Source organism: Paenibacillus hubeiensis (assembly GCF_032334105.1).
GTDB classification, from domain to species: domain Bacteria; phylum Bacillota; class Bacilli; order Paenibacillales; family Paenibacillaceae; genus Paenibacillus; species Paenibacillus hubeiensis.
Genome location: NZ_JAVYAE020000001.1, coordinates 1 through 12,950, shown reverse-complemented (window position 1 = coordinate 12,950; position 12,950 = coordinate 1). Strand labels below are relative to the sequence as shown.

Genomic DNA, 12,950 nt, shown 5'->3' with positions numbered 1-12,950 from the left:
TGCGTTATTTTTGCTGTGCCTAGATTGAAAAAGTTCAAAATAACAAAACGATCATAGTAGGCAGGCTGCCTGTTATGATATGGTAAAGACATGCCGAATGCATTCGTGCATGTCTTTTGGCTTGGGCAGCGAATGATGAATAAAGAGTGGGGGTGATGAATAAAGAGTGGGGGTGAAATGCATGGAGATAACGCTTGTACGGAATGAAGTTCGGAAACAGGGAGCCTACTGCATGCGCAGCATGCAGCAATCCCCCGGTTACGTGAGAAAAGTCGAATGGACGGAGAAGCAGGCGAGTGCCGGACTGAACTATCTCCAGTTGAAACGAGGAAAAAAAACGCTTGGATTCATCGAATATGCTCCAGGCGAGCAAGCGTGGAGAGTCGTTCATGCGGACGGGTACTTGGTAATCCACTGTTTGTGGGTGGGCGAGACCGGAAGCGGGCTTGGAACAGAACTGATCCGGCATTGCATCGAAGATGCCCGGCAGCAGGGAAAACGGGGAGTGGCCGTGCTGACCAGCACGGATTCGGGATGGGCGCCCGACCCGGCCATATTTGTCAAAAACGGCTTTGTACCGGCGGATCAAGCCATGGATTTATTCGGGCTATATGTATATCCGTTACGCGGAGATGCGGAAATGCAGCAATCCCCCGCCCGGTTTCCGGACAATTGGCGCGAAAGGCTGGACATGTATCCGGACGGCCTTACCGTGCTGCGCACGGATCAATGTCCTTATCTTGAAATTGCCACCCACAACCTGCTCGCAGCGGCAAGATCCATCGGTATTGAGCCAAACATCATCGAGATCGAAACACGCGAGCGCATGATGGAATTGGCCCCAAGTCCTTACGGCGTCTTTCATGTCGTTTATCGCGGGGAATTGATTTCGTACCACCGGATGACGCCGAAAGGTTTTCTGAAACGGATCAGCGAAATCGACCGGCAACAGTCAAAGCAGGCACCTTGACACCCTTGTCAGGGTGTTTTTTGCATTAAAGCGCATACTTCAACGTATTTCTTTTGAATATTTCCGTTTATTTTTAAAATCTATTGTTTTCAAAACAAAACAAAGATGTTACACTCTGATTATGAACAAAACAAACATTATCGGAGGGAAATGAATGGTACAGAGTTTATGGAATTCAGCGCAGGCTTCGGAGAAAACAACGGGACTCGAACAGTTGGTCTACCGTTCCAACCTGATCGGAGCAGACCGCCGCGTATGTAATATTTATGGCGGCAACACGTCCACGAAAACAACCGTGAAGGATTTCCGCGGTCGCGATATCGAAGTGATGTATGTCAAAGGCAGTGGTTCCGACCTGGGTTCCATGGAAGCGAAGCATTTTACGGGGCTGGCGCTGGAGGATATCCGCCCGCTGATCGAACGCGAAGCGATGACCGATGAAGAGATGGTAGAGTATTTGGGGCATTGCATGATCGATGCGAAACATCCGCGTGCTTCCATCGAGACGCTTTTGCATGCGTTCCTTCCATATAAACATGTGGACCATACACATCCGGATGCGATTATCAGCCTTTGCTGCGCGGATAACGGCAAGGAGCTGGCCAAAGAGATTTACGGCGACCGTTTCGTATGGGTCCCATACGTGCGCCCGGGATTCACGTTGTCCAAGATGATTGCTGAAAGCGTATTCTCCAATCCGAATGCCGAGTTGGTGCTGATGGAGAAGCACGGCCTGGTTACATGGGGAGAAACCTCCGAGGAATGTTATGCGCAAACGATCAAAATCATCAATGAAGCCGAAGCGTTCATCGAAGCACGCGTGGATGAAGGCAGCCTGTTCGGCGGCGTGAAACATACGGCACTGCCCGCAGAGGTACGTCGCCAAATCGTGGCCCAGGTCATGCCTACATTGCGGGGTGCCGTTTCGGACAGTAAAAAAATGATTCTTTCCTTCGATGACCAGGACGACGTGCTCGCTTTCGTCGGCGGTGCAAATTCCCCGAAACTGTCCCAAGTGGGAGCGGCTTGCCCGGATCACCTCGTTCATACCAAAGTGGTGCCTTTGTTCATCGATTGGACGCCAAACGCGGACGACGTGGACGGCTTGAAAGAAAAGCTCGTGCAAGGCGTGGCCGCTTACAAGGAGCAGTACAAGCAATACTTTGAAGAAAACAAAAACGAAGGCGACGTCATGTTCGAAGCGGCGCCGCGCGTCATCCTCATCCCGGGCATCGGCATGATCAACACAGGCAAGAGCTGGGCGCTCTCCCAGGTCAGCGGCGCGCTCTACCATCGCGCGATCGCGGTCATGCGCGGGGCAACGAGCCTCGGCGAGTTCGTGTCGCTTAGTGCGAACGAATCCTATAACGTGGAATACTGGCCGCTCGAGCTGTACAAATTGTCCCTCGCTCCGGCAGAAACCGAATTTTCGCGCAAGGTGGCCTTCATTACGGGCGGCGCCGGCGGCATCGGCAGTGAAACGGCACGCAGATTGGTGTCCGAAGGCGCCCACGTCGTATTGGCGGACTTGAACCTCGAAGGTGCGCAAAAAGTAGCGCAGGAGATCAATGACCAGTATGGCGCAAACCGTGCTTACGCCCTTAAAATGGATGTAACGGATGAAGCAGCCGTTCAGGCCGCATATGCCGAAGTTGCCGTGCAATACGGAGGCGTGGACATTATCGTGAACAACGCAGGGCTGGCAACGTCGAGCCCGTTTGACGAAACGTCCCTGAAAGAATGGAACCTGAACATGAACGTGCTCGGCACGGGATATTTCCTGGTGGCCCGCGAAGCGTTCAAGCTGATGAAACAGCAGGGCATCGGCGGCAGCATGGTGTTCATCGGTTCGAAGAACTCCGTCTATGCGGGCAAAAGCGCGTCCGCTTACAGCGCAGCCAAGGCACTGGAAGCTCATCTGGCCCGCTGCATCGCGGCGGAAGGCGGCGAATTCGGCATTCGGGTCAACACGATTCTGCCGGATGCCATCCTGCAGGGTTCGGCGATCTGGAACGGTTCGTGGAGAAACGAACGTGCAGCTGCTTACGGCATCGAGCCGGACCAATTGGAAGAGTATTACCGCAAACGCACGACATTGCTCGTGAACATTTATCCAAAAGACATTGCCGAGGGCATCGCTTTCTTCGCTTCGTCCAAATCGGAAAAAACGACAGGCTGCATGATGACGATCGACGGCGGCGTACCGGCAGCATTCACGCGATAAGAAGGGAGAACGATCGGTATGGACAATCAAGTCAAACAGGCTTACGAAGCGGCCAAATCGCTTTATGCCCAACATGGAATCGACACGGACGAGGTGCTCAAAAAACTCGCGGACATCAAGGTCTCGGTGCACTGCTGGCAAGGCGATGACGTTAAAGGTTTCCTTAACAAGGATGGGGAGCTGACCGGCGGCATTTCGGTAACGGGACAATATCCCGGGGCGGCTACGTCGCCTGCGGAGCTTCGCGGCGATTTGGAAAAAGCCTTTTCGCTGATCCCCGGCAAACATAAAGTGAACCTGCATGCCATCTATGCGGATACGGACGAGCAGGTGGAATTGGATCGGCTTGAACCGAAGCACTACGAAAATTGGGTGAAATGGGCGAAAGAACAAGGGCTTGGATTGGATTTCAACCCGACGTGCTTCTCCCATGAAAAATCCAGCGACGGCTTTACGCTGAGCCATCCCGATCCGGAAATCCGCCAATTCTGGATTGACCACTGCAAAGCATCGCGCCGCATCGGCGCTTACTTCGGCGAGCAGCTCGGGCAAACTTGCGTCACGAACGTATGGGTTCCCGACGGCTTCAAAGACAATCCGGTCGATCGCATGGCACCTCGCAAACGGCTTAAAGAATCCCTTGACGAAGTATTTGCGGAGAAGCTTGATCCAAAGCATCATTTGGATGCGGTAGAGAGCAAGCTGTTCGGTCTGGGCTCCGAAGCGTACGTGGTCGGTTCGCATGAGTTTTACATGGGGTATGGCCTGCAAAATGATACGCTAATCTGCCTCGATGCCGGGCATTTCCATCCGACAGAGGTCATCTCGAACAAGTTGTCTTCTCTCGCTTTGTTTACGAGCGGCATTTTGCTGCACGTCAGCCGTCCGATGCGCTGGGATAGCGATCATGTCGTCATTATGGACGATGAGCTGCTGGAAATCGCGCGCGAGCTTGTCCGCCATGATTTGCTGTCCACGACGCATATCGGCCTTGATTTCTTTGATGCAAGCATCAACCGCGTAGCTGCCTGGGTTATCGGTACGCGCAATACGATCAAAGCGCTGCTGCGCGCCATGTTGGAGCCTGTGGACGCATTGAAACAAGCTGAACTGGAAGGCGACTATACCATGCGTCTGGCGCTCACCGAAGAGTTCAAGTCGTATCCGTTCGGTGCGATCTGGGATTATTATTGCGCACAGCAAGGCGTGCCGGTACGCGAGCAATGGATTGCCGACGTTCAATCGTACGAAAAGGAAGTATTGTCGCAGCGGCAATAAACCGGCCTGAGTTTCTGAAAGGTTTACGTGGTTAGGCAGCAGTTTGCAAAAGATTTGTAAATAGTATACCCCGCTATCCTAAATTTTCATTTCGGCCACCTGGGAACATCTTTCCGGGTGGCTTTTTTGCAGCCTCCAAGCCGTATCCCGCGATCTTCATATCCTTCGCCATGCATAGTTGCAGCGGATTTTTCCATAATAGGAATAGGTGTGTCCAGCGATACGTAGCCTGGACCTAGATGAAGAGGAGGCTGTGACGTGAACCCTGATGACAACAAATTGTTCGTTGCCGCGCTTGGCGGCGTAAATGAAATCGGCAAAAATATGTATATTATCCAGTACCGCCGCGATATTATCGTGGTGGATTGCGGTTCGAAATTCCCCGACGAAACGCTGCCGGGGATCGATCTGATCGTTCCGGACGTAAGCTATTTGCTGGAAAACGAAGAGATGGTGAAAGGGCTAATCGTTACGCATGGTCATGAAGACCATATTGGGGGGATCCCTTATTTTTTGAAACAGCTCAACATTCCTGTTTACGCTTCCAGATTGACCAGAGGGTTGATCGAGTTAAAGTTGAGAGAGCATAGAATGCTTCGGGAAACGGATATGCACACCATCGACGCAAAGTCGAACATTACGCTTGGTGAATTCGACGTTTCATTTTTTGCAACGAGCCACAGCATTCCGGATTGCCTGGGTATCTTTTTCCGTACGCCTGTTGGAAATGTTGTGCACACCGGGGATTTCAAGTTCGACATGTCGCCCGCAAGCGGGCCTTATCCGGATCTGCATCGCATGGCCGAAATCGGCAAACAAGGCGTGCATCTGCTGCTTTCCGAGAGCACCAATGCCGAACGTCCCGGATTTACGCCTTCCGAGCGGGTGGTCGGGGATCATATTTTGGATGCATTCATTCGTGCCAAGCAGAAAATATTCATCTCCACGTTTGCGTCCAACGTCAGCCGCGTGCAGCAGATCGTTAACGCTACGTTCCAGACCGGTCGCAAGCTGGCGCTGCTCGGAAGAAGCATGGTGAACGTGGTCGATGTGGCGAGTGAGCTTGGGTATTTGGACGTGCCGGAAGGTTTGCTTATCGAAGCTGTCGATGTGGAACAATTTGCGCCGAGTGAGGTGGTCGTCCTCTGTACGGGCAGTCAGGGCGAACCGATGGCAGCGTTGTCGCGCCTCTCTTCAGGCAAACATCCGCACGTTAGAGTTGCCGCCGGTGATACGGTCATCCTTGCAGCCGGAGCCATTCCGGGCAACGAACGCAATCTCGCTCATGTCATTGACAACCTCTATGTGCTTGGGGCCAAGGTTATCTATGGCTCTGGCGGCAGTACAGGCATGCATGTGTCGGGACATGGCAGCCAAGAGGAATTGAAGCTGATGCTTACGCTGATGAAGCCCGAATACCTCGTTCCCGTACACGGCGAATTCCGCATGCTGTACCAGCATCGGCTGTTGGCCGAATCCGTCGGCATGGACGGGGATCACGTCTTTATCGTCAACAATGGGCAGATGGTGCAGTACAAGGATGGCACCGCTTCGCTGGGACCGAGAATCCCGTCCGGCAACAGTCTCGTCGATGGCCTGATCATGGGAGATGTGGGCAATGTCGTGCTGCGCGACCGCAGGCAGCTATCCTCGGACGGCATGCTCGTGATCGTCACCACGCTGAGCAAAACCGAGAAACAAATGGTGACGGCCCCCGAAATCATTTCGCGCGGGTTCGTCTTTGTCAAAGACTCGGAGGAGTTCATGAACGAGCTGTATGAGCTCGTCACGGGCCGCATGGAAGAGTTGACCGAAGCGGGCGTGAACCAGTGGAACGTCATCAAACGCAAACTGAAAGACGAGCTTGGCAACTATATCTATGCCCAGACCAAGCGCAGACCGATGATTTTACCGATCATTATCGAGGTCTAAGCCTGGGACGGCAGAACCATTTTCCGCGTATGAAAACATGAATGAATATGTAGGTTGGAAGAAGGGGCAGTAGCGATACTGCCTCTTTTTGGTGCGCGGTTATGAAGGAGAGATATGTATATAAAGTCTTATTTTTTATCCTTTTTATTGAAAATAAAGATAAAATATTAATTTATTTACTGATAAAGACGATAAATAGTAAATTAAAACATCTAAGAGAAAAGAAGGTGTTTGGTTTTATGTCCCCAGTAACGATCAGTTATGAGCAATTGCAGATTCAGCCGTTTGAAATCCGGATCCATGAAGTTTCATTCCATGCGAAGGTGCACGAGCACGGAAGGCTTGCTTTTACAGGAGTGATTCCGGAAGAAAAGGAAGAGCAGTATGTGCGAATGGCTGATGAGAGCACGCCTGTGGAATTGTTGTATACGGACGATCAGGGCCGAAAACAACGCTTGTTTCACGGAATCATTCTGAAGCTCCGCGTGAGGGTGGAGAACAAGGTGTATTGGCTTGAGGGGGAGGCGGTGTCTCATTCACACGCCATGGATCTTCGGCGGGAAACCCGTTCCTTTCAGAACGCTTCGCTGTTGATTCCCTATGTGATGCAGAAAATATGCGGCCTCTACCCGGATGGACAAGTCTTCAATACATTTACCGAGAAAAAAAAGCTCGGTGGTTATACGCTGCAATATCAAGAGACCGATTGGGAATTTCTGAAACGGCTCGCTTCGCATTACCACACGGTACTTATTCCCGTATCAACGGAGGAACGCATCCGCATCTATCTCGGACTGCCCGAACATCGCGATGCGGGCAAGCTTGAAGCCACGCATTACCGGATGTATAAGGACATGCTTGCCTATCAGAAAGAAGCCAAATCGGGGAAGGGCGAGCTGAACGAAAAAGACTTCATCCGCTATGAAGTCCAGGTTCGCGACCGTGTGCTTCAGCTTGGCGACATCGTTCAGTTCAAAGGAAATTCGCTGCATGTATTCGAGATTCGAACCGAGATGAAGCAGGGGCTGCTTGTCCATCACTATGTGCTGGGTCACCGGGCATCGGCGTATCGTCGGAAGCGGTACAATTCCCGACTGGTCGGCGCGTCCATTTCCGGAAAGATCATGGGCGTGGTGAGGGATGAGGTCCAGGTTCACCTGGACGTCGATCAGGAATGGAGCCTGGCCACGGCCCATCTGTTCCCGTATTCCACCATGTATGCATCGGAAGATCAGACCGGATGGTACTGCATGCCTGAGAAAGGCGACAGCATACGCCTCTATTTCCCTAATGCCCGGGAAAACGAAGGCATTGCGCTAAGTTCGGTTCGCCAAAAACTGCCTGCTGAAGAAAGTGCGGGAAGTACGGCATCTCCGGCATCTCCAGCATCTGGCGTGTCATCGCATGCCGGCGGGAGCGGGAGTCCAGGCAGCGGTGCCGCAGGGGGCGGAACCACAACCATCGTGCAGCAGCAGCAGTTGCAACCGATCGTCAACTTCGACAAGGACCTCAAGGAAGATCTGATGGCGAATCCCAATACGAAATTCCTGCTTACGCCGACGGGACAGAAGATTACTTTTGAAGAGGATCGAATCACGATCACCGGGGCGACTGGAGGAGCGACGCTGACATTGACCAGTGCGGGAACCATCATCCTGAACTGTGAAAACAAAATTACGCTGCAGGCCAGCAAACAGGTGGAATTGGTCGCGGAGACGGTGACCCTGCAGGCCAATCAAATCGATATGTCCACAAAGGATGGCAACGGGGGTTTGAAGATTGATCAGGGACAAGTCGTCATTAAAGGCATCGAGATTTTAATGAACCAATAAATACGCGGGGGTTGAACGATGCATCAGGTAGAACTATGGCAGCAATTTCTGGAGCAAGAAGCACTGCCGTGGCGGAATGCCAAAATACGCGAGCTGCATGAATATTATACGGCGAACAGAGGCGAGATCAGGGAAGGTCTTGTTCCGTTATTCGGCGCGTTATGTGAGAATATCAAACTTCAGCAGGCACGCGGAGAGCTTGGAGATTGCAGCACGATCCACGTTTCGCTGATGCGGACCAGGCTTAGCCAAGGGGACCCTGCGTACATGCTGCATGCGAGCGATCGACGCCGGGAAAGCGAAGTCCCTTTGAGCGGATTTCTGTATGATGCCGGCTGGATCTATCGCTTCATGAACGAGTGGTTTGAGGAATGCGAGCTTGGGCGCAGACGTTATATGAATCGCATTGACCAGGCGGCATTGGATTCATGGCAGGCAGGACAGTTGTATCCTTTTCACGTGTATATGGTTCATGCCGTTCGTCATGCCATGGAACCGATTCGGACCTTGGATTCCTTTGAAGGCATCCGAAAAGACGGCCACTTTGAAGTCCGCGTGGGGGAATATCTGGATCATGATGTCACCGAATCCGTGTATCGTGTCAACCGAATCCAGAGGAGTTCCATCACATGTAAAGGCTGGTTGGAAAGCCGCCTGCCGTCCGAATATATTTACGAGCATATTGCCGGAGTGGATCTCCAACACGGAAATTACGCGGAGCTGGATTTCAATTACGCCAGATTCGAGGAAGCGGATCTGAGCGGCAGTCATTTTGAAGGGGCAAGCCTGCTTGGCATACGTTTCGAACGATGTCGCTGCATGCAGGCCGATTATGGGCAAACGCTGCTGTTCGATGCGGATTTTCGGGAGTGTGACCTGACGGGTGCCAGATTCGATGGGGCACTGGGCGGGCGGGATTCTTTTGTGGAGACGCACGGGCTTGTTTATGGCATACATGGTGTTCTGTTTCAAGGTGCCAATCTGAGTCATGCAACATTCAGATATGCCAGAATCGCGGGTGATTTCGCAGGTGCAATACTGGAAGGAACGGATTTTACGGGAGCGGACCTATCCGGCAGCCGGATGCTGGCACAGGATCGATTTCGAGTTGGATTAACCCCCGAGCAGCGGGCTTCCGTAGAGTGGATTGAAGTTTAGGAGAATGAGGAGAGGGAGAGGGATGGGATGGAGCATTACATCATCGAGCATGACCGTCGTCTGCTGCAGCAAGCGCAAAGCATACAATGGCCGGAACGAATGCTTCAAGGGTACAGTGAAGCGGCCAATGAAGAAATCGTGTTTGTGAAATCAGGCAAGGGTTATTCGTCTCCCTGTGTCATCGACCATTATCCAGTCCAGCTATTTACGGAGAATATTGCCACAATCATGCTTAAAGCTGAACCTGACCTTCAACGGAAACGAGTGGTCGTCATGAACCTGGAGCAGCAGAATCAAACGTTCTACGACTGGATCGCTCTGCCCAAAGTGTCTGGAATGGACCCGGAGCGAATTCGCGTTCAGGCCGGGCAAGTGACAGGGTTGGAAATGAATCTCCGGAGCTTAGAGGAAAGTTCAATCTGGTGTATTCCTTATTACCGTTCATATCTGGTTATAGTTCGGCTGGATGTTGCAGAAAAGTTATTAAAGGCGGGAATATACGGCTTAAACATAAGACCAATTCGGATAACAGAAGGGGAAGAGTAGATGGGGATTACAGATACCATTCTAAAAAAGGACACACGGAACAAATTGCTTGCTTCTCCTTGGAGAAGCGAGGATACCTACGTAACTGCAGGTGCCTATATGCATTGTACGTTCGGAACCCATGAAGAGGTACTTAACAAGCTGGAGCCGAATGGAATCTATATTAACGGGAGCCCGATGCTCACGGTGGATGATTGTGTACCGTCGACCTCCGAACCCGGAACCATTCATGGCATTCCTTTTGCAAAAATGGGACAGGAAATCGACGGAAACTTTTATTCATTCGGTTATTGCCGGAGTGAGCTGCATCCCATGAAGCTTGCTGAAAAGATAACAGGACCGATGTCGGATCCGTCTTATATGATTGATCCTGATCCAACAGAACCTACGATGGGAAAATCCATATATCCATGCTCGCCGCAACTGATGCCCACGGTATCGGCCGCGGCTCCGACACAGGCTCCGTTTACGGCGAAGGCAGCCTTGCAGCAAAGTGCCCTGATTGCACTGCCTATGCTTGATTCGCTGGTGGATGCATTAACCGGAGCGAAAGCTCAATGGACCAACGGCAGTCCCAATGTATCCATTCAAGGGGTACCTGCGCTCACGAGCAAGTCCTGCCTGTATTGCAAATGTGGTGGAAAGATCGGTTTGCTCACGAATGGCATGGACCCGGCTCCCCCTGAATTTTCGGTCAGGTAACGGTAAAGGGGGAATGATGGGTGGAGGTTATTTATCAGGGAGATGGATACGAGTTAAGCTGGCCGTATAAAATTAAGGACTTGCGAAGCTTTCGGGTTGAAAGAGCGTTTAACGCACATGCGAAGTGTGTGTTTTCCGTTCGCATGAGTGAAGAAGAGGCAGAGCAATGCCTGTTGCATAGCAGCTTTAGCGACAGTCTGATTTTGCAAAAAATGACGGATTCCAGGCCGGAGAGCTGGTTTGCCGGAGGAATTACGAAGGTAGACATCCAAATGGAGGACGGAATTCCGCTGGTGGAGGTCCATGCTCTCTCGCGGAGTTATGTGATGGATATGACACCGAAGAGCCGTTCCTACCAGAATAAACGCCTGACCTATACGGAGGCGGTTCGCCAATTGGCTGGAAGGTATCCCGGAGGGGACGCCCAGAACATGGCTACGAGCGATCAGTCATCGATCGGCGCCTTGCTGGTGCAATCTGAAGAGACGGACTGGCAATTTCTCCAACGTCTTGCTGCGCGGGTAGGAACCGTGATTTTGCCGGATGTCACGATGGATGCGCCGAGGGTGTTTTTCGGTGTACCCGATTTGTCGTGGGGCACAGAGATTGTGGCCATAAGATATACGGCTTTAAAAGACAGGGGGCTGTATAAGCAGCTGAAAGCCCATGCCGAAGGAGATGACGCCAATCAACTGATCGAGTCCGATTTTGTGAGCTATCGGGTCACGACGGAGCAATTCTGCCAAGTTGGAGATGATGTTTCTTTTAAAGGACAGATCTGGGTGGTGTCCGAGTCTGTGATCAGCTATCGATCCGGCAGGTTGAGATATGAGTATTTGCTGGTCAAACGGCAAAGCTTGCGACGTAAATCCAGGCGGAATGAACAGCTTCAGGGCAGGTCCCTGGAAGGGCGCGTCATCAAACGGGCAAACAACATGGTGAAGGTTCATCTGGACATCGACGACCAGCATGATGATCACGCCAATTGGTGGTTTCCCTATTCGGGCGAAGGCAACAATATCTTTCACTGTTTGCCGGAGGAAGGCGCACGAATCAAAGTGTACTTCCCGAGCGGAACGGAGAAGCAGGCGATGGCCATTAACTCCGTCCGGGGCAGCAGCGAAGAGATGAAAGGCCGAACGGTTTTTCAGAAGCCGGAGACCAAAGTGTTCGAAATGCCGGGAGAAGCCCGGATGCAGCTCGGCGACGACGGAGTCCTGTTCAAGAAGGGAAGCGTCAGCCTGCATTTGGATGCGGGAAACATTAGCCTGAACGCCACGGAAGATTTGCTGGTCGTTGCGAGTAGTCAGATTGAGGTCGGCTCGGGAAGCGACAAGGGTATGCTGGAGTCCTTCCGAATTCAGGCCGAGCAGCAGATTGTGCTGCAAACCAATGTGGACCAATACGTAGTTCTGAATGGAAACCGGGTAGGAATCCAGAGCAAAAAAGTGGATCTGCAAAAGGTCGACGTGGATTTCATGGAACTGCTGACCGAAGAAGAACTGGAAGAATTGTATTTGGACATGCTGGCCGATGGCGAGATCATGAAAGAGGAACTGGATTTGTCGCTGCAATTACGAACGGCGGTCCAGTTAACGGATGCACAACGTGCAGACATTCGCAGCAAGGTTGCCGAGACGGCCAAAAACGATCCCAATCTGTCGGATCAGGCGAAGACCTGGATGAGCAGCAAATCGGCGGAGGAGCAAAAAAACGTCTATCAACAGAAATACGTAAACCAGCCAGCCGCCGAGCCCGAAAAGAAAAGCAAAGAACAAAAGCAAGCAGAGCTGGAGCAGCAGCAGACATACGATCAGATGGATCGCGACCGCACGGCCATTCACAACTGGCAGCAGCAATCCAAGGAGATGTGGGCGAAAGAAACAGCAGCAGGAAAAACGGAAGCCGAAATTCAGGCGATGCTGCCGCCCCCTCCGGTACTGAGTACGAAGTCTTCATCTTCTCAAGGGAACGCCAGTGGCAAACCAGGACTGATGGAACGCATCATGGATTCCACGGGGCTAGGGAATGTATTGAATCAGATGAGTCCATGGCTGGAGCAGGTAGAGCTGAATGACGTGATTCCGCAAAAGCCGGATTATTTGAGCAAACAAACGCAAAAAACGGTATACTTATCCAGATACACATTTCAAGTATTGATCATCGACCCGCAAATGCTGATCGCCGAGTTTAACGTTATTTTTGGCGTGGTGGCCATTATTGCGGCCATTCCGACAGGCGGAAGCTCCTTGTATTTGTTGGCTGCCGCGGATGCGGCTCTAGGTGCGGCGATGATCGTCGTCAATGT

General features: G+C 52.0%; 9 protein-coding genes. All 9 read left to right on the top strand.

All coding sequences use genetic code 11. The features are described 5' to 3' along the window. Positions 1-181 precede the first annotated feature (181 nt). Positions 182-970 carry a GNAT family N-acetyltransferase gene (locus RSX24_RS00045; RefSeq protein ID WP_236419609.1) on the top strand — a complete coding sequence of 263 codons (789 nt, stop codon included), beginning with the start codon at positions 182-184 and terminating at the stop codon, positions 968-970. A 154-nt stretch (positions 971-1,124) separates the two neighbouring features. After that, positions 1,125-3,194, top strand: a complete 2,070-nt coding sequence (locus RSX24_RS00040; RefSeq protein WP_343259337.1) for a bifunctional aldolase/short-chain dehydrogenase — start codon at positions 1,125-1,127, stop codon at positions 3,192-3,194. 18 nt (positions 3,195-3,212) lie between these two features. Continuing rightward, positions 3,213-4,472, top strand: a complete 1,260-nt coding sequence (rhaA, locus tag RSX24_RS00035; protein ID WP_343259336.1) for an L-rhamnose isomerase — start codon at positions 3,213-3,215, stop codon at positions 4,470-4,472. A gap of 258 nt (positions 4,473-4,730) precedes the next feature. Beyond that, positions 4,731-6,404 carry a ribonuclease J gene (locus RSX24_RS00030; RefSeq protein ID WP_343259335.1) on the top strand — a complete coding sequence of 558 codons (1,674 nt, stop codon included), beginning with the start codon at positions 4,731-4,733 and terminating at the stop codon, positions 6,402-6,404. Positions 6,405-6,643: 239 nt separating this feature from the next. Further along, positions 6,644-8,236 carry a contractile injection system protein, VgrG/Pvc8 family gene (locus RSX24_RS00025; RefSeq protein ID WP_343259334.1) on the top strand — a complete coding sequence of 531 codons (1,593 nt, stop codon included), beginning with the start codon at positions 6,644-6,646 and terminating at the stop codon, positions 8,234-8,236. Between the two features lie 18 nt (positions 8,237-8,254). Further along, positions 8,255-9,394: a pentapeptide repeat-containing protein gene (locus tag RSX24_RS00020; protein WP_343259333.1), complete on the top strand. Its 1,140-nt coding sequence runs from the start codon at positions 8,255-8,257 to the stop codon at positions 9,392-9,394. A gap of 27 nt (positions 9,395-9,421) precedes the next feature. Further along, positions 9,422-9,940 (top strand): hypothetical protein, encoded by a 519-nt coding sequence (locus RSX24_RS00015; RefSeq protein ID WP_343259332.1) that lies wholly within the window; start codon positions 9,422-9,424, stop codon positions 9,938-9,940. Next, on the top strand, positions 9,941-10,642 hold the full coding sequence (locus RSX24_RS00010) for a PAAR-like protein (protein WP_343259331.1): 702 nt from the start codon (positions 9,941-9,943) through the stop codon (positions 10,640-10,642). 20 nt (positions 10,643-10,662) lie between these two features. Further along, positions 10,663-12,950, top strand: a 2,288-nt coding sequence (locus RSX24_RS00005) for a contractile injection system protein, VgrG/Pvc8 family (protein ID WP_343259330.1), incomplete at its 3' end; no start/stop codon positions are given.